The following is an 18,810-nucleotide window of genomic DNA, read 5'->3' on the forward strand; positions in this document are numbered from 1 at the left end:
GATTATTTCTTCCCGTTGCCTTGTGCGCTCGACAAGCTGGCGCCGCTGATTTTGGCGTTAGCCGTCAGACGTGCAGTCAAGGTTTCGATTTGGATCTGGCCGGTCTTCTGGCGCAGTGCCTGACGAACGTTGTCGGGGAGTGCATCGTAAGGCTCAGCATTCGTCACCTGACGTGCGCTGTCTTCAAGCTTGATGATGTGCCAACCGAAACGCGTGCGTACTGGCGCTTTGGTGTATTCGCCTTTCTTCAGCGCTGGCAGTGCATCGGTGAAATTGTGGTCAACGAAAATGTCTGGACGGAACCAGCCCAGATCGCCGCCATTGCTCTGGCCGCCTGGATCTTGCGTGTACTGCTTTGCAGCTTCAGCGAAGTCCGTGCCTGAATTCAGCTTGTTGAGAATCTCGCGGGCTTCACCCGAAGTCGACACCAGAATCTGGCGCAGTTTGTATTCAACGATCTTGCCGTTTGCACGATTGAATTCGTATGCCGACTTCAACGTTGCATCGGTGATCGGATTTTTTTCGAAATAGCTTTCGAGATAAGCGCGCGAAAGAATTTCGCGGGTTTGGAAAGCCAGCTGATCGGCGACAACAGGACGCTTGTCGAGACCGGCCTTACGCGCTTCTTGCGCGAGGACTTCTTCAGTGATGAGTTCGGCACGCGCAGCAGCGAGAGCATCCGCGCTGTTCAGAGGGCGACCGTTTTTGTCTTTGGCAAAGCCTGAGCTCATCAGTCGAACATGGTTCTCACTGATCGACTGGCCATTGACGATAATTTCTGGGGCGAGACCCGCGGCGTACGGCGTTGCGTTGGCAGCAACTGCGGCATAAGCGGCGAACAGACTCGTAAAGCTGATGGCATACAAGGAAAGCTTGAACGCCGATTGATTCTTGAACTGCGACATCTGAATACTCCTAAAACATATTGAAACTAATGATGCGTAGAGAACTTGGAGACGCTGCCTACCCATGCAGGCAGCGTCTCTAGTCCTTTAATGCTTAGTGAAGAACGACAGGTTTAGCTGGGTAGTAACCAGGACCGAACAGTGCTGCGCCGTCGCGTTCAAAAATCGCCGCGTGCGGTTTAGCTGCACCCTTCTGTCCACGTGAACCCGGCCACAGCCAGCCATCACGTGCCGCGCTGTCAAAGTCGAGGCAAGGCGTGCCGAGGATTTCGTCGGTGAATGACGTATCCAATACCGAGGCACCCGTTCTGCGATCAACTTTGGCAAGGCAGATCGTGCGATCGCCGTCCGAACCCGTACCTGGCAACGGCACGTGATTCAGTTCCACGAAGTACTGGATGAAGGCGTAGCGTTCGACACCCGATGCTGCTGGCTGTCCAACCACTGCGTTGCGTGGCAAGCCCAAACCGTTGGCCGTCTTGATCGGTGTCAGATCGAGATAACCACCCGTGCCGGAAGGCGTCGACTGGTAACCGATGCGATCAACGATCGTGAAGTGAGGACCACCATGCGTGTATAGATTCTGCGGTGAGTTGAGGTTGCCGCTACCAGGTGCACCACCGGTGCCTGAAGGTTCGCCACCAACCTGCGCATTGTTCAGAATCACGTTGCTCAGACTGCCGCCTTCAACTTCTTGCAGAACCTGTGCGAGACGGATGTAACCAACGCCGAGCTGGCTCGAGTTAGACGATTCAGTCGTCGCTGCGCCGATGCCGGTTGGGCCCGTTTCGAACTGTCCGATAGAACCACGAACACGTGGGCAGTCATCCGCTTCGTTGTTATGACGGAGCACGTTGAACTTGCCACTGATGCCACTCGACAGATCAGCGCGCGTCGCTTTGATACCGAGCGTGTTCTTGCTGACACGTGAGCTGTCTGGCGGCGGGAAGTCGCAACGGATAGCCGTTTCTGGCGTATTTGCACGACCCTTAGCAAGCAGCGGACGAATGTCGACCGTCAACACGCGGCGGCTGTGTTCACGTGGATAGTCACGATCGAACTCAACTGCGCCAACTGGATCAACCGATGCCGGACTTTCGATACCTGCGATTGGCAGAATCAACCAACGGTCGTCATCTGTAATCGAGAAGTATGAAACGCCGGTGCAAGGACCCACGTCGTATACAGCGCGCCAGTACGGACCCTTGCCGCCAAACACATTGGTCTGGTTGCCTGGGATGGTGATGTCAGGGCTGTAGTACAGAACGCCACCGCACATCGCCGCAGTGAATGCGCCATCGTGCGGAATGAAGTTGCTCTTATCTTCGGTGCAATCTGCAACGCCGATGTTGGAGCCACTGTTTGCGCCAACGCCAGCAGGCGTTACTGCACGGTCATAGCTTGGATCGCCAAGATTGACCCAACCTTTCTGGTTGCTGCAGTGATGCGACTGGTGAGGCAGACCGAATGCCATCAGGCCTTCGTTCTCTTCATGGAAAACAACCAGCTCTTCACGTGGACCATCTGGCACCGCGCTCACCGAACGGATGTACGGATTGCTTGGGAAGATGTTGGACTTGGACAGCGAGTCCTGCGTCTTGCCGTGCGTGTAGCTTTCGCTGGTCTTGTAGACGCGTACGGATGAACCGAAGCTTGATCCGCAAATGCCGAGAGGACCTGGATCCAGCGAAGGTGCGCCAGGAATCAGTGACTCCTGATTGCAAAGTCCACGCAGTGCGCCGTTGATTGCAGCGGCACCGATACTGGCAGCCACAGCGTAATCGGAGTGCACCAGATATTTGCCGTCATACGTCAGGCCCATACCGTGTGGCAGTGCTTCGATACCGGCATCTTTGTTGCCGAAATAGAACACGCCTTGGTTGTACGCACGCTGTGCGCGCTTATCCGGATAGCTGGTGTAGCCCGTCGGATTGCGTGGCTGATTTGCCTGTACGCAAGCCGAGTATTCGGTGATGCCGACGTGGCCGAGCAGCGGGCTGTCATCAACATAATCGAGACCACCCAAGCAACCAATCAGGCCGCCTTGCTCAACGCTCTGCAGAAGCGGGATGACGCCCGGCACTGAAGGCTGGCAAATGCCGCCGAGCAGTGTAGGTGCCGTACGGCCCGGATCAATTTCCGTCACCGTGCCGCCTGGTCCGTAAACGTAGTTGCTCATGTAGGTGTACAGAATCTTGTGATTCGGACCCTGCGATGGCATGACGATGAAATCGTCTGTCAGCGATGAACGCGATGGCTGCGTACCGCAAACAGCAACATCCGCTTTACCAATATTGCGGACGCTGGTGATATCAAAACGGAATACGTTCTTGCTGATAACGCCGCCAGCGAACGTGTATTTGTGACCTGCCGTGAGTCCATCGCCGCCACCGGAGATGTATGACGTGTAGCTCAGCATGTGGTGCGGATCGTTGTGCGAGTCCGAACCGAGAATGCCGAGAATATTGCCGGCGACGTTAGACGCCAGAATGTTCGTCAACTCAGCAGTCCAGATCACGTTGCCAAACGTTCTTGAGTTTGGCTCTGCATCGATGACTGCCAAAAAGTCTTGGCTTGAAGTGGGATTGCAGACTGGCGTGCTGCAGCCGTCGCCCGTCCACACCAACAGCGTCGAGCCGTTGGGGATGACTTTTCCCGTGTATTTGTTAATGGCTTCTGGTGCACCGGCGCTCACAACACTAGCGCTGGCCAACAGGCCGATCCCTAAACAACCGGCGAACCAGCGCCGTAAAGATCGCGTTCTCGTTTGAGATGGCGAATTCATAACTACTCCTGAGCATTCCCTTGAGTCGTTGTGAGACTTGATGACTGCGCTACAGAACCGTTTCTGTACGCCGTCACGTCTCATCCGAATATAGACGGGTGACCCTACATTCCGTCTGACTCGATAATACAAAGAATACTCAGCTATAAAAGCCTGATTTCTAGAAGTTATGTTTAATAGGATAGATCGTTATGGACTATAGGCCAGATTGAACTTAGCCGATTTTGCTTGATCTTATCCTCGTATTTTATTGTTTATTCTTGTTATTTTTATTATACGGTTATAAGCATATTCCAAAAGCATAAGCTCGCCTGATAGATAACGTGAAATATGTAGGATATTTAGTACGTTTCAATGTCTATAACCATCAAAATACATAAATTGATGCCTATACCCATCAAGTCCCGCTTGGGATGCCCGAAGCCGGGCAGACATTAATAGAGCGCGGCGCCCTGTTTCTGCTGTTGCAAACGCTGCAAAGGCGCAGCGCCGTATCGATGGAACAGCAGGGGCGTCAGGAAGCTGTCGAACAGCGTGCTGCTGACCAGTCCGCCAAAAATGACCAGCGCCACCGGGTGCAGAATTTCCTTGCCCGGCGCGTCTGCCGAGAACAACAGCGGCAGCAGCGCGAGTGCGGCGATCAGCGCTGTCATTAATACAGGCGCCAAGCGCTCCGACGAGCCGCGAAGAATCAGCGCCGTGCCAAAGCGCTCATTCTCGGCCAGTACCAAATTCAGATAGTGGCTGACCTTGAGAATGCCATTGCGTGCCGCGATGCCCGCGAGCGTGACAAAGCCAATCAAGCTGGCGATAGAGATCGGCGTGTTCGTTATCGCCAGCACAAAAATTCCGCCGACCATGGCGAGCGGAACATTGGCGAGCACAATCAAAGCCAAACGCAGCGAACTGTAACGGCTGTAAAGCACGGCGAGCATCAGCAATAAGGAAACCAGCGCGAGCTGCAGAATACGAACCGTCGCTTGTTGAGCGGCGAGGGATTCGCCTTCGAGCTTCAACTCATAACCGGCAGGCAGCGGAATTTTCTTCAGCGCATTCGGCACGCTCGCTGCGCCGTGATCAAATTGTCCGTCAGCTGAATAGGCAGAGACGACAATGCGACGACGTTGTCCTTCTCGCAGAATCTGATTGGGGCCTTCTGCAATCGCGATGTCCGCCAACCAGTTCAAAGGCACTGCGCCCGCTGGTGTATCAAACAAGGTTTGGCCAATAACATTCGGTGTGATTTTTTCCTGCGGCAGACGCAGCACCAAATCGAAACGCCGCTCCTGCTCAATCACACGCGACAGCGTTCGTCCGATCGTCAGCTCCGTCAGCGCATCTTGCACACGCGGAACAGATGCGCCGTACTGTGCAGCGCGACGTGGATCAACGCGAACTTGCAGTTGCGGTACTGCTGCCTGCTTCTCAACCTGCACATCACCCAAGCCTGGAATTTCTGCGAGGCGCTTGCGCACGTTCTCGGCGATATCGCGAAGCACGGCGAGATCATCACCGTAAATCTTTACGGCCAGCGGCGCTTTCACGCCTGACAGCAAGTGATCGAGTCGATGAGAAATCGGCTGACCAAAAATCAAAGTGCCCGGCAGCACAGAAAGCTTTGCACGCAGATCAGCCACAACTTCTGCGCGCTTCCGACCATCGGCACGCAGTTTCATTTCCAACTCGGAGTAATAAATGCCTTCGGCATGCTCGTCGAATTCTGCGCGTCCGGTTCGGCGGCCAACACTGAGTACTTCAGGCACTTTTAATGACAAGGTCTCTGCGAGTGCGCCAACGCGGTTTGATTCTTCAAGCGAGATGCCGGGCTGTAGCAGCACGTTGACCGTTAGCGTGCGCTCATTAAATGAGGGCAGGAAACTACGCGGGAGTTGTGTTGCCACGACAACAGCAATCACGGCGAGCACGCCAACCACAATAAACGTTGGGCGTGGCACAGCCAGCGCGCGCTGCAGTAGCTCGGTGTAACGCACCTTCAATCGCTTGAGCCAAGCCGGTTCTTGCGGCAGCTGCGTTGTTACGGGCAGCGAGAATCGGATCAGCACCGGAATCAAGGTGATCGATACCACCAAACTCGCCGCAATCGCCGCCATGTATGCAGAAGCCAATGGAATGAACAGACGACCTTCCACGCCATCCAAAGCAAACAGCGGCACGAAGACCAAAACAATCAGCAAGCTTGCGTAAAGAATTCCGGAACGGACTTCCAACGTCGCGTCAGCAATCACACGCCAGATCGGCGAGGGCTCAATTAACTCTGCATTGCGACGCAAACGTCTGACGACGTTCTCAATGCCCACAACGGCATCGTCAACCAATTCGCCAACAGCGATGGCGAGACCGCCCAACGTCATCGTGTTGATGGTGAAACCAAAACCATGCAGCACAAGAATCGCAGCGAGCACAGAAAGTGGAATCGCAAGCAGCGCCACCAAAGTAATGCGCGCGCTGGCGATGAACAAGAAGAGAATCAGCGCAACAACAAGCGCACCTTCCAACAAGGCCTCGCTGACATTCGCAACCGATTCGTCGATGAAATCGGCTTGCCTGAATAATGTTGTGCGATGCGTTCCTTTCGGCAGATGAACATCGGACTCCGCCAAGGCATGTTCGATTGCATGCGTGAGTTGCAGCGTATCGGTGCCCGGCTGTTTCTGGATTGCAAGAATCACTGCGGGCTGACCATTCATGCCCGCATCGCCGCGCTTCAGCTTTGCACCAACCGCGACATCGGCAACCTGACCCAATCGCAGCGCACCCGTGCCACGCCATGCAACGGCAGTCTGCGCCAGATCTTCCAAGTTGAGCGGACGACCCAAACTGCGAATCGCGAATTCCGCGCCATTCGCATCAGCAAAGCTGGCGCCAGTGTTATTGCCAAAGCCACTCGTGGCTTCAGTAATTTGCGCGAGCGTCACGCCGTGCAGTTTCAACTTTTCAAGATCAGGCCGTATCTCGTACTGCTTGACCTCGCCACCAATCACAACAACCTGCGCCACACCCGGCAAGCTCAACAGCTTGGGCCGCAAACTCCAATCCGCATGTTCACGCACTTGCTGCGGATTGCTCGTTGCTGGCACGGCCTGCAATGCGACCAGATAAATCTCACCCATCAAGGAAGTGAGTGGCCCGATACGCGGATCAGCAATCGCGGCGAGTTGAGAACGAATCGAGTCGACACGCTCTGCAACCAGTTGGCGATTACGAAACGGATCGGTGCCCCATTCAAACTCCGCATACACCACCGACAAACCCGGGCTGGAGAGCGAACGAATTCTGCTGACACCCTGCAATCCGCTGAGCGCTGTTTCGAGTGGAAACGTTACTTGCGATTCGACATCTTCTGGCGCGAGGCCCGCTGTCTCTGCCTGCACCGTCACCATCGGCCGCGTTAAATCCGGCAGCACATCCACTGGCAACTGCTGTGTCTGGAATATTCCGACGGCTAAAAGAATCAGCGCCAATGCGACAACGATGACGGGATTACGCAGACTGACTTCGACGAGGCGTGAGTAAATCATTGCAGTCTCTCGCCGAGCAACGTGCCTTGTAGTTGCTCATTTAAACCTGAGCTTTGCACGCTGATCTTGATTGCTTGCGATTGTTTAAAGTCGATGCGCTCTGCGGGAATACGATAAACACCTTCACCATCTTCCGCCGCACGCAGCAATTGATTGCCAACGCGCACGCTCAGATTGAGTCCTTTCAACGGCGTGTTGCTGCCAAAGTCATCGGCGTAAATCACCAGATCATCAATCTCATGCACCAGCACAAGCTCCACGTTCTCTGATTGCAAGATCAAGCGCGAACGACCTGCACGTGCAGGAGCAACAATGTCGCTAGAACGCTTTGCAGCAAACACCGAATCAAGCAACGATGGTTTCGCCGTCTTTGCCAGATCAATCTCCGCAAAGCGCACGTCATTGATGAACTGTTGATCGGTCAGCGTATTCAAGAAACTCAACAACTCGCGGCGCTGCTGTTGATTCAGTGGAATGCCTTTGGCCAAAAGCGGATCAAGTGCAGGTGACGCGGCGACGCCGTGATCGTAATGATCCAGCACTTGTTCCAACTTGGTAAAACGACCGTCATGCATATAAGGCGACGTCAGCGCGATATTGCGCAGCGACGGCACGCGGAACAATCCATGATCTTCTGACTTGCCTGTTACACCTTTACGCCCTTCATCTTCTGGCTGCGCATCAAGTCCGTTGTTGCGATAGCTATAGTCAGAGAACAAGGGCTCGCGATGACATGCGGCGCAGTTCTGGCGAAACAGCTTGAGGCCCGCAGTTTCATCAGTTGAAAACTTTTCTTCACCGGCAACGTAACCGTCATAACGCGAATGACTGGAAACCAAGCTGCCGGTGAATTGCGCCAATGCACGCAGCGTGCGTTGCGAATCAATGCCCGGTGTACCAAAGGCCTGCTCAAATAATGGCGCGTAGCTTTGATCCGCTTTTAATTTATCAATAATGTTCGACAGCGTTTCGCCCATCTCCAACGGATTGCTGATGGGCAATATCGGCTGCGTCTCAAGATGGGTTGCCGCGCCATCCCACATCAGCTGCGGTTGCCAGGCGAGGTTGAACAAACCCGGCGCATTACGTTTACCGTTTATGCCGCCGATGCCATGACTGACCGGATGATCGAGTTGTGCAAACGCTGCAAATTGCTGATGGCAACTTCCGCAAGACACGCTGCCATCTCGCGATAGCTGTGCATCGTAGAAAAGCTTTCGACCGAGAGCGAAGCCTTCCGCGGTGATCGGATTATTTTTGAAATCGTATTGCGGTGCTGGCCAGTTCTTAGGGACTTCGAATTTCGGCGCATCAACAACCTTGTGCTCGCTGCGATCACGCAAGATGACAGCGCCCAACAAGCCAACAGCAATGGCCAGTCCCGCCCATAGTAATCGTCGTGACCGTTTCATCAGGGCGCTGCGGCATTGTCCGCAACAGCAACATTGTGCACATGCTCAACACTGAAGAGCCCAGCAACATTGTCCGCAATCGGCATGCCTGCTTTCGGTGACATCGCTTCCGAAAGCTCAGCGATGCGAATGCGATTCGCACCTTCAAAGACCTGCGCGATATCCGCACTAAGATGAATTTGCGCCCGCGTTTTCGCATTCACCTTGATCGATTCCTTACCCAAAGGCAGGAACACAAGACGCGCGCCGGATGTCGGTCCATTACCGCCAAGGTGATAAGTGAGTTCGTGCTTCTTGCTGGACGACTGCGGCGAGTGACCTTCTAACTTGAAGAAGATGTAGCCCGTACTCCAAGTCCAGAACATGCCGCGAGCTGGATCCAGCTCACCGCTTTGCACGCCTGCGCCATTGCGAACAGGATCAATGCCAATCAGAAACTCAATGCCCGAATACTCGCCGGGCGGCACGAGGCCAATCGGAAAAGTGAGCGATTCCTTTAATGCCGCATCGACCAAGAAATAGCCTTGGCTGCTCTCCGCACTCTGCGGATTAACAAACCACGTGCCATCCGCGCGCCTCAACCGGAAATTGCTGAGGTAGTAACGAACGTGATCAAGCGAGTACTCATCGCCAGCAGAAGTTTTGTAGAGCGTGCCGTCCAGACGCAGCGGCTGCGTCGCAACGTGGTGCGTGATTTCAATGCCGACCGGAAACGCATTCGTCTCCGCACTCGGTGAGCAGCCACCTAAGAGAGCAGCCAAAATCGCGGCAGCACATGCCTGCCTGAATGATGTTCCGCTCCCCATGTTGCAGCGTTCCCGAATCCTGATTGCGATAGCCAACATTGGCTCGCAACAGCGAGCTCAACGGTTCGGGGCAATCATATATTCCAGTTTGGTTTAATAACCGGGCAAATCTAGACCGTGTCGGAATATGAATATTCGGTTTGGCGTTCTGAACCGAGTTAACCAATATCAAATTTAGGCTGCTGCCCGATTATTGATATCGGAGAGTGTTGCGATGATCTTATCGGCTTCCGCGTCGTTGAAAACGCCGTCAATGCCTTGATGGTGTGCACTTGTGAACGGAGGCTCATACAGTTGTCCTGGGTCCATCACTCCGCTCTGCGTCAACTTCTCAATGATCATTTCAACAAAACGTATCTGATGGCTGTTGTAGCGAGCTGAGTCTAAGAACTGCCCGAAAGCATCCTTGGCTGCATTGCGATCCAACCCGACGAGGGAGCGGATAAAAACAGTCAGTGGCCGATCAGCGCCAAAGATCTGCTCGAATCGTTCACGGCTTTCTACAGCCTCAGATTCAAATACAAATCGCTCCAACTCAGCCAAGTCAGTCGGCGTCAGCGCTTTGTTGTGTTTGAGTTTGGCAATAACAATGTGGTTTTCGTTATCGCGGATATAGCGTTCTACTTTGCGACGGTACTGAGCGAGATTGATGCCAGTGCTGAAATTGGTCAGCGTGACTTCAGATGACGTACCAATCTCGTCGGTAAACGCGCTATACACCGGCTTGATCATATTGCGATCAATAAACTGAATCAGGCCGCGCATTTTTTTGCGTAATGCTTCAATCATCGGCAACGAAATGTCGCGCCAGTAATCTTCGGTTTGCACATCTTGAATCAAAGCAAGTTCAGCCTTCACGGCTGGAATACTGTCTTTCTTTTCGAGATCGCTCGCCAGATCAATAATTCTGTCTCGATACGTCACAAAGCCGGGTGTTGAATTGATTAAGGCTAACTGCAGATTAAGGCACGTGAGATCAAACAGCTTGGCGGTTATGTGCTCTGACTCTTGTTCAGTTGGCAAACCTGCAACATGATCGCGAAGATTGATGAACGACATCTCGTCCAACTCTACCCAACTCTCGGCCTGCTTAAAGCGCGTTACATGCTCACGCTCAGTACGCACAATAAAGTTGTCGAGATTCATTGCTGCCACTTCAGTGTGAAGTAGTCCGGCTAAATTATTACGCAGTGTCGCTAGTGGATCATAAGACCCGCCTGCCTCTTGCTGACTACCTGTATTAGTTGATTCATGCTTAGGTAACGCAGCCAATAATTCCAAGCGCCGTTTAAACAAACGCTTCTGCAAGGGCTCGGTAGCAGACGCAACAGCGCCTTTCGGGTTCTCGTTGAAATACTCAAAGTTGCCGCAGAAATCAAAGATAAAAAATTCAGATTTATCTGCGCCCGGTCCAAACAAATCCGGACACAGGCGCGTGCCTCGGCCAATCATCTGCAGAAACTTGACCTTGCTGCGCACCGCTTTGAAGAACACAAGGTTCACAACCTCAGGCACGTCGATACCGGTATCGAGCATATCCACCGAAATCGCAATATGCGGGTTCTTGGCCTTGTTGCTGAAGTCATCAATCAAAGACTGTGCATAACTCACCGCGTGTGTAATCACGCGTGCAAACTCGCCTTTTAGGTGTGGGTAGTGATGATCAAAACGGCTGGCAATAAACTTTGCGTGCTCTTGATTCACTGCAAAGATAATGGTCTTGCCTAGCTTGTCGCCGCCATCCACTTTCAGCCCGTGCTGCATTAAATGCTGCAGCATCAGATCAACCGTGCTTTCATTGAAGAGCTGCTTATTCACCTCAGAGGCGAGCACTGCGTCTGGCGGCTGATCGTCTTCATGGTCGCCCCAATCAAGTGAATCCCAGTGCTCTCGCTCTTGCTGGCTCAGCTCGTTGTACTTAATGCCCTCACGCACAAACCTAATCGGCACAGAATGCGACTTAGGCGGCACCAGATAACCATCGGCAACTGCTTCTTCAAGACCATATGCATCGGTCGGCACACCAGTTTCAAGGCCGAACAGGTGATAGGTATCGTGATGCACCTCATCGCGCGGCGTTGCGGTAAGGCCAACGAGATAGCTATCAAAGTATTTAAAGATTGCGCCGTACTTTTGGTACACGCTGCGGTGCGCTTCATCAATCACAATCAGATCAAAGTGGCCCACGCCATATTTGCGGCGGTCGCCTTCCATCTCTTCAATCAAACCCATCATCGTTGGATAGGTCGAAAGGTAAACGCGCCCTTGGCCATTTTTATCGGTCACCAAGTTCACCGGGCTGCTATCTGGCAAATGTGCCTTAAAGGCATTTGTCGCCTGCTTTACCAACGCCACGCGGTCAGCCAGAAACAGCACACGCTTAACCCAGTTGGCGCGCATCAGCAGTTCAATTAAGGCAATGCTCATGCGCGTCTTGCCGGTGCCGGTGGCCATGGTCAGCAGGCCTGCACGTTTACCTTTGCTCAGGGTCTCCCCCATCGACCGAATGGCACGCTGTTGGTAGCTGCGCTCAACAATGGTTTTGCTAATCGCCAAACCTTTAAGGTCGGTTTGCAGGCTGCGACGTTTAATCGCCAGCTCCAACTCTTCACGGCTGTAAAAACCTTGCACTTCACGCGGTGGCGCGCGTTGGTCATCCCACAACCAAGTGTGGTTTCCGTTGGAGTAGAAGATCAGCGGGCGCTGACCCTTCATTTGTTCCAAGCAATCGGCATAGAGCTTGGCTTGTTGACGGCCCACATCGGCATCTTTGAGCGTGCGCTTGGCCTCAACTACCGCCAGCGGTTTGCCGTCAGCACCCCACAGCACGTAATCAACGAAGCCTTCACTCTTTTCATTCGGCATACCAACAACGGGCACTTCAATGCCTGCTGTTTTGCCTAACTCCCAACCAGCTTCGCGCAGCAGCACATCAATAAAGTAACGGCGCGTATCCGCTTCGTTGTAGTCGTGATGGTCAGGTACCTTAATGCTCGCAGCCTTGGCTTGTGCCAGCTCTGCGCGCACAGCGGCGAGATCTGCATTGACCTTGGCCAGCAGCGCTTCACGCTCGGCGAGCGTGGCGGCCTGTTCGGCAATGGCGGCTTCACGCACTTCTAAGGTTTTATGTTGTGCGTCAATCTGCTGCTTAAACTGTGCTTCTTGCTTCTTTAGCTCATCGCGTGTCAGCGCCTGCATCGCCTCTTTGGCTTCATCGGCTCGCACCAGCTTGGGGATTCGATTGGCGTCAAAGGTAGCTTCAATCGATTTGGGATCACTTGCCCGTGTATACGTGCGCGCCAGCCAAAACAAAATATGAAACAACTCTCGCACCAGATTTTGCGCATCACCTGAGCCGATAAATTGACTGGAATGTACGGCCTGGTTGCCAACCTTCTGAATCAGTCTCGCTTTTTGCAGAATCGGCGGCGGTAATAACTCTTCAAAATCTGAGGCCGTGAGTAGCGCATTGAGGCTGCGGTCATACGGCATGCGTAGATCGCGGTCGTGTTCGTACAACCAATGAACCGCCTGTTCCAACGCAAAGCGGGTGCGCATGCAAGATGCACGGGAATCAGAATGAACCAGTTGCTCCGCACCCTTAGCTGGTTCGAGCAGCGTTTTGAATTCAGGGTGGAGATACTGGAAGTTAGTCATGGATTAAAGATTGCCTTGGAATGCCTGTTGCTGCAAAGCAGCAAACTGTAAATCCGACTTGAGCAGCTGATTTGTCATCTGCACCTGAGACGCCCTTACTTTGGCGATCACCGACAGATATTTTTCTTGTACGGCTTGCGACGGCATTAGTACCTCAAGAGATCGAAGATCATTGAAGTTCAACCCAGCTTTTACAGCTGACCTATTCAATTTCTGGAACTGCTGTTGGCCGCCAGAACTTGCAAGGAAATGTGAGACGAAAGCCGGATTGACGTCGACAAGACGAAGTATCGCGATGTGCTGATTAATATGTGCGCGCCCGATGTCGGTTGGAACCACTGCTGTACGGCCTAGATCTGCAGTAATACTGACCAGCACATCGCCGGGCTGAACCAAAGTTCGTCGTGCCTCAGCAGAATCCGGAGGATTTACGAATGCGCAGTCTTCCATGTCTAGTTCACCACCGACTAGATTCTGAATTCGAATAAACAGCGCTCCCGATTCTGAATAGTGCGCCGCCCAGCCGCGCGAGCCACTCGTAATAAAGGAAGCAAGTTCGCCGATGGTAGCCTTCGGCCAACCTTTAGGATTCGTGACCGGGTCGCCGAACATGTCGAGGAACACTGACTGCAAAAGCTGATCGAGCTTGGCGATGGCTTCGCGGCGCTTGGCGCGTAGCGCGTCAGCCTTGTCCAGAATCGCTGCGATGCGGCGTTGTTCCGGAAGGGGTGGTACTGGGACCAGTTCACGATGCACGACGTTGCGATTTAGCGTCGGAACGCCCGTGCCTTCGTGGTACTGTTCAAGGCGCATTTGTCGTAGTAGCCAATAGATGTAGCGTGGCTCATTACCGTGAAAATTCTTCACGTACAGCGACGTATTAAGCGGCCAGTACGGACCCTCTGAGTAGTGAACCTTGCCAATGCTTCCGCTTCTTCCGGTCACGACTCCTGGACCGCGGGCTTGGTGCTCAGCATGAAATCCAACTATGCCGTTGGCAGCGAAAATCGGAACGGTGCCATCCCGTCTGTCCTGAACCGGCAGATCGTATCCACGCTGGAGCGTTGCAACTGCTTCTAATGGTCTCTGCTCCCAATTCAAGACAGCATCCCCTCCAACTCCTCCATTCCCTTCAGAATCTCTACCTCCAGCGCCTTTAGCTCCGCCAGAATCTTCTTCGGCGATTCGTGCTGCACCTCAGCATAGACAATCTGCTTGTAGCGGTTAATGGACAGGTCGTAGTCATTGCCGGCGATCTCGGCCTTAGGTACGAGGAAACTCCGCTCTGTGCGCGTACGGCCAATTTCGGCGCTGCGGTGAGTCCAGCGTTGCAGGATGTCAGGCAGGTTGTTGGTCTGGGAATTCGAGGCATCGAGCGGGGCGCGCTTATCGTCCAGCGAGTAGCCGTCTGCCTTCATATCGTAGAACCAGACGTTATCCGTGCCGCCGGAGTCGGTGCGGGTAAAGAACAGGATGGCGGTAGAGACGCCAGCATAAGGCTTGAATACGCCGGAGGGCATGGAGACGATGCCGTCCAGCTTGTGGTCTTCAACAATGGCACGGCGCAGCGTTTTGTGCGCCTTGCTGGAGCCGAACAACACGCCGTCTGGCACGATGACGGCGGCGCGGCCGCCGGGCTTGAGCAGGCGCAGAAACAGGGCGAGAAACAGCAGCTCAGTCTTTTTGGTTTTGACAACCGTCAGCAAATCTTTGGCTGTACTTTCGTAATCAAGACTACCTGCGAACGGCGGGTTGGCGAGGATGAGGCTGAACTGGCCTTCTACCCCGGCGTGGCCTTCGCTTAAGGAATCACGGTTTTCGATGGCGGGGCTTTCTACGCCATGCAGCAGCATGTTCATGCTGCCGACGCGCAGCATGGTGTTGTCAAAGTCAAAACCGTGAAAGGTTTCGGTGTTGAAGCGTTGCGTGCTGGCTTTGTCCTTATAAATTTCCGATTCGTGCTGGGCTTGCAGGTATTCGGCGGCGGCAACGAGGAAGCCCGCAGTACCGCAGGCGGGATCACAGATGGTGTCGTTAGGCTTGGGCGCCATCATGTCCACCATCAACTTGATGATGTGGCGCGGGGTGCGAAACTGGCCGTTCTGCCCAGCGCTGGCAATTTTGCCTAGCATGTATTCGTAGAGATCGCCCTTGGTGTCGCGGTCCTCCATCGGGATAGCATCGAGCAGGTCCACCACCTTGGCCAGAAGTGCTGGTGTGGGGATGGTGAAACGCGCATCTTTCATGTGCGTGGCATAGGTACTGCCTTCCCCCAGGGTTTTAATGAAGGGGAAAACCTTATCTGCGACCATGGCGTACATGGCCTTGGGGTCGCCCATTTGGCGGAACACCGACCAACGCAGTTTTTCTTGCGCGGGTGTGAACACGGGCTTTTCGATGGCGCGCTTCAGGCGGTTGGCTTTCTTCTCCTGCACGGTGTGCAGCTCATCCAGACGCTTGATGAAAAGCAGATAGGTCATCTGCTCAATGATTTCCATCGGGTTGGCGATACCGCCGCTCCAGAACGCATCCCAGATGCGATCAACCTGACTTTTGATTTCCCCGGTGATCATGCGTACAGCCCCAGTTTTAAATAGTTATTTTTGATTTCTTTTGGATTGTGCAGCAAAACGATCATTTTCAGGCAATTCAAAAACATTAATTATTGATTTTCGTAAAAGGCTTGGTAACAGTCCGTTTTTGATTTGATGCCGTGGCGCGGTTGTATCGAACCTGAGCGAAACATATATATGGCTTTGAATGGCACACGCCACGCTGGGCTTCGCAAGAAACAAATGGAGCCAGACTCATCCATGTCCTTAAACCGTAAGCCTCTGCGTTTGGCATGGGGCAATCCCTGAGCATTTCTGGCTAAATCTATACATGTCGAATTTAACATGTATAGAAAAGTGGCATTATCTATACATGTCCCATGAAACATGTATAGAAAAATGGCATTATCTATACACGTTATCTGCCAGATGTTCATAAATGAGTACTTATTCGCCACCCAAGTCACTCTTACAGGCCATTGACCCGGCCCGGTTTGAGACCCCGGCTGTGCTGAAGAAGCTGATCACTGCCAATCGCCAGCTTGCTGAACTCAAAGGCGTGGCTGCCTCTATTCCTAATCAGGGCATCCTCATCAGCACCCTCGGCCTGCAAGAGGCTAAGGAAAGTTCAGCCATTGAGAATATTGTCACTACGCATGACGAACTGTTCCGTGATGCCTCACCAGAGGCACCGGGCAGCGCTGCGGCCAAAGAAGTGCGGCTGTATGCGCACGCTTTGCAGATCGGCTTTTCAGCAGTTCAGGAAACTGGGTTGCTCACAGGCAATCACATTCAAGAGATTCAAGCTGTCTTGGAGCAAAGCCGTACGGGTTATCGCAAGGTAGCTGGCACCACGCTCAAAGATGGCGCGGGTCGCGTCATTTATACGCCACCGTCACCAGAGCTGTTGCCGGATCTGATGGGCGATCTTGAACGCTTCATTAATGACAACTCATTGTTCGATGCCGACCCGCTAGTGAAGATGGCACTGATTCATCATCAGTTTGAAAGCATTCATCCGTTTTATGACGGCAATGGACGCACAGGGCGCATCATCAATGTGCTTTATCTCGTGAAGGAAAAGCTGCTGGATATTCCGGTGCTCTACCTGAGTCGTGCGATTGTGGGCAGCAAGGCGGATTACTACAGCAAGCTACAGGCTGTACGTGAACGTGATGCTTGGGAAGAGTGGGTGTTGTACATGCTCGACGCCGTGGAGAAAACTGCAGCTGAAGGCATCACCACCATTCAGGGCATCAAGAGTCTACTGCTGGAATATAAGCATCGTATTCGCGAGAAACATCGCTTCTACAGTCAAGATCTCATCAACAATCTGTTTTCGTTTCCGTACACCAAGATCGACTTTGTTCAGCATGACCTTAAAGTTTCGCGCCTGACCGCTACGCGTTATCTGGATGCGTTGGCGGATGATGGTCTGCTGCGCAAGAGCAAGCTCGGACGAAACAATTACTACATCAATGAGCCGCTGTTCCGCATTCTCACTGGGGAAGCACCGCCTGTGGGCGAGTAGTGAAGTCGACAAGCACTCAATACGTGCTGATGTCTGCTGCTTCCAACACAGGGCGAGACGCTCCATCGCGCGCGACTTTAATCATTGCGCGACCTACTTGCTCTGTCGTGGTGATGGCACTCGGTGCCATCGCTTTAATCAGCGGCAGCAATGGCACGGTGACCGCGTAAATCGCGCGATACAAACCCGTTTTGGATTTGATGCCATGCAACGGTTGAATCATGCCCGGCCTGAACATATAGGCTGCTTTGAATGGCAAGCGCAGCAATGCGTTTTCAGTTTTGCCTTTCACGCGCGCCCACATGCTGCGGCCGCGTTCGCTGCTGTCGGTGCCCATACCGGTGACATATACAAACGTCATCTGCGGATTCAGTCGCGACAAAGTTTGTGCGGCGGCGAGAGTAAGGTCGTAAGTGATGCGATGGTACTGCGCTTCGCTCATGCCAGAAGCTGATACGCCGAGGCAGAAGAAGCAAGCGTCGTATCCCGACAACTCGCTTTCAATCGCACTGTAGTTATAGAGATCTGCGTGAACCAGATTGTTTAACTTGGAATGGGTTTGCTCGAGTGCTGTGCGTCCAACGGAAAGTACTGACTCCACTCCGTTATCCAACAGACATTCACGCAGAACACCTTGCCCCACCATGCCGGTAGCGCCGAACAGAATTACTTTCATATCTTGCGCTCCGGCTTGATGAGTTGAAGGACTTACTTGGCCCAGTCCTTATAGAAGGACGGCATATCGCTCGACACTTTCGCTTTGAAATCCGGTGCACGCTTTTCGAGGAAGGACTTCACGCCTTCTTTGCCGTCTTGTTGGCTGGCGTAGAAGATGGCGAGTGAATCGACCTTGTGTGCATCCATCGGATGCGGCTGTGCGGAGTTGCGGTACATCATCTGACGCGTGAGGGCGATGCCGACTGGTGATTTGTTGTCGACGAAACGACGCGCGAGTTTGTAGGCTTCGGGCAGCAGTTGATCTGGTGCAACGACTGCACGCACCAAGCCACCGCGCTTGGCTTCTTCTGCGTCGAAGATGTCTGCGCTGTAGTTCCACTCCAATGCTTGTTCGATGCCGACGATGCGTGGCAGGAACCAGGTTGAGCAGGCTTCTGGCGTGATGCCGATTTTGCCGAAGACAAAACCGATGCGAGCTTTTTCTGATGCGAGGCGGAAGTCCATCGCACAGATCATGGTTGCGCCGATGCCGACTGCTGCGCCGTTGATGGCAGCAATCACTGGTTTGGTGCAATTAAAGATAGAGAGAGTGACGCGGCCGCCGGTGTCACGCACGCCTTCATGAATCGCAAGATCGTCTTGACGCTCTGCCATATCTTTCAGCGTTGGCTTCTGTGATTCATCGAGACCAAACACATTGCCCGAACGCGTGAGGTCCATGCCTGCACAAAACGCTTTGCCTGCGCCGGTGACGACGATCGCGCGCACGGCGTCATCAACGCTTGCACGATTAAATGCGTCGACGAGTTCATTCGCCATTTCGACGGTGAATGAATTCATCTGCTCAGGACGATTGAGCGTGAGGGTGAGGATGCTGTCGCTGACGGACCAGTTGAGGGTGTTGTAGTTCATGTTGGCTGTCTCAATGTTGTGTTGATTCGCGTG

The 18,810-nt window shown here is 53.4% G+C and carries 11 protein-coding genes and 1 pseudogene; 1 reads left to right on the forward strand and 11 read right to left on the reverse strand.

Annotated features, from left to right (window positions below; genetic code table 11):
* Positions 1 to 2: 2 nt before the first annotated feature.
* From CJD38_RS18915 to CJD38_RS18920, 9 genes and pseudogenes are all read right to left on the reverse strand, one after another.
* Positions 3 to 905 carry a peptidylprolyl isomerase gene (locus tag CJD38_RS18915; protein ID WP_161554192.1) on the reverse strand — a complete coding sequence of 301 codons (903 nt, stop codon included), beginning with the start codon at positions 903 to 905 and terminating at the stop codon, positions 3 to 5.
* A gap of 94 nt (positions 906 to 999) precedes the next feature.
* Positions 1,000 to 3,618, reverse strand: coding sequence for a hypothetical protein (locus CJD38_RS08425; protein WP_146165955.1), 2,619 nt, complete (start codon positions 3,616 to 3,618; stop codon positions 1,000 to 1,002).
* A gap of 506 nt (positions 3,619 to 4,124) precedes the next feature.
* Complete coding sequence (locus tag CJD38_RS08430) at positions 4,125 to 7,229, reverse strand: efflux RND transporter permease subunit (protein WP_206362927.1); 3,105 nt, start codon at positions 7,227 to 7,229, stop codon at positions 4,125 to 4,127.
* Positions 7,226 to 8,641, reverse strand: coding sequence for a cytochrome-c peroxidase (locus CJD38_RS08435; protein WP_107939898.1), 1,416 nt, complete (start codon positions 8,639 to 8,641; stop codon positions 7,226 to 7,228). The genes CJD38_RS08430 and CJD38_RS08435 overlap by 4 nt, the downstream gene beginning before the upstream one ends.
* The gene (locus CJD38_RS08440; protein ID WP_107939899.1) at positions 8,641 to 9,402 is read right to left on the reverse strand and encodes an MbnP family protein; all 762 of its coding nucleotides are present in this window, start codon (positions 9,400 to 9,402) and stop codon (positions 8,641 to 8,643) included. The genes CJD38_RS08435 and CJD38_RS08440 overlap by 1 nt, the downstream gene beginning before the upstream one ends.
* A gap of 219 nt (positions 9,403 to 9,621) precedes the next feature.
* The gene (locus CJD38_RS08445; RefSeq protein ID WP_107939900.1) at positions 9,622 to 13,104 is read right to left on the reverse strand and encodes a DEAD/DEAH box helicase family protein; all 3,483 of its coding nucleotides are present in this window, start codon (positions 13,102 to 13,104) and stop codon (positions 9,622 to 9,624) included.
* A 3-nt stretch (positions 13,105 to 13,107) separates the two neighbouring features.
* Positions 13,108 to 14,205: a restriction endonuclease subunit S gene (locus tag CJD38_RS08450; RefSeq protein WP_161554194.1), complete on the reverse strand. Its 1,098-nt coding sequence runs from the start codon at positions 14,203 to 14,205 to the stop codon at positions 13,108 to 13,110.
* Positions 14,202 to 15,677: a type I restriction-modification system subunit M gene (locus CJD38_RS08455; protein ID WP_107939902.1), complete on the reverse strand. Its 1,476-nt coding sequence runs from the start codon at positions 15,675 to 15,677 to the stop codon at positions 14,202 to 14,204. Before CJD38_RS08455 ends, CJD38_RS08450 begins: the two co-directional genes overlap by 4 nt.
* A 101-nt stretch (positions 15,678 to 15,778) precedes the next feature.
* Positions 15,779 to 15,874: pseudogene (locus CJD38_RS18920) on the reverse strand (epimerase); the annotation flags it as partial.
* A 221-nt stretch (positions 15,875 to 16,095) separates the two neighbouring features.
* On the opposite strand from CJD38_RS18920, the gene CJD38_RS18675 reads away from it, so the two are divergent.
* On the forward strand, positions 16,096 to 17,187 hold the full coding sequence (locus CJD38_RS18675; protein ID WP_107939903.1) for a Fic family protein: 1,092 nt from the start codon (positions 16,096 to 16,098) through the stop codon (positions 17,185 to 17,187).
* A gap of 16 nt (positions 17,188 to 17,203) precedes the next feature.
* Here the strand turns inward: CJD38_RS18675 and CJD38_RS08465 are convergent, their stop codons facing one another.
* Together CJD38_RS08465 and CJD38_RS08470 are read right to left on the reverse strand one after the other, a co-directional pair.
* Positions 17,204 to 17,863 (reverse strand): NAD-dependent epimerase/dehydratase family protein, encoded by a 660-nt coding sequence (locus CJD38_RS08465; protein WP_107939904.1) that lies wholly within the window; start codon positions 17,861 to 17,863, stop codon positions 17,204 to 17,206.
* Positions 17,864 to 17,895: 32 nt separating this feature from the next.
* A complete protein-coding gene (locus CJD38_RS08470; RefSeq protein WP_107939905.1) occupies positions 17,896 to 18,777 on the reverse strand; it encodes a crotonase/enoyl-CoA hydratase family protein in 882 nt (293 codons plus the stop codon).
* Positions 18,778 to 18,810: the final 33 nt, after the last annotated feature.

Origin of the sequence: Stenotrophobium rhamnosiphilum, assembly GCF_003052265.1 — a bacterium.
Classification (GTDB): domain Bacteria; phylum Pseudomonadota; class Gammaproteobacteria; order Nevskiales; family Nevskiaceae; genus Stenotrophobium; species Stenotrophobium rhamnosiphilum.

Excerpts from the sequence above, each read along its gene's own strand:
- CJD38_RS08445 (WP_107939900.1), bottom strand. The coding sequence starts at position 13,104 with ATGACTAACTTCCAGTATCTCCACCCTGAATTCAAAACGCTGCTCGAA.
- CJD38_RS08470 (WP_107939905.1), bottom strand. The coding sequence starts at position 18,777 with ATGAACTACAACACCCTCAACTGGTCCGTCAGCGACAGCATCCTCACC.
- CJD38_RS08435 (WP_107939898.1), bottom strand. The coding sequence starts at position 8,641 with ATGAAACGGTCACGACGATTACTATGGGCGGGACTGGCCATTGCTGTT.
- CJD38_RS08430 (WP_206362927.1), bottom strand. The coding sequence starts at position 7,229 with ATGATTTACTCACGCCTCGTCGAAGTCAGTCTGCGTAATCCCGTCATC.
- CJD38_RS08465 (WP_107939904.1), bottom strand. The coding sequence starts at position 17,863 with ATGAAAGTAATTCTGTTCGGCGCTACCGGCATGGTGGGGCAAGGTGTT.
- CJD38_RS08455 (WP_107939902.1), bottom strand. The coding sequence starts at position 15,677 with ATGATCACCGGGGAAATCAAAAGTCAGGTTGATCGCATCTGGGATGCG.
- CJD38_RS18915 (WP_161554192.1), bottom strand. The coding sequence starts at position 905 with ATGTCGCAGTTCAAGAATCAATCGGCGTTCAAGCTTTCCTTGTATGCC.
- CJD38_RS18675 (WP_107939903.1), top strand. The coding sequence starts at position 16,096 with ATGAGTACTTATTCGCCACCCAAGTCACTCTTACAGGCCATTGACCCG.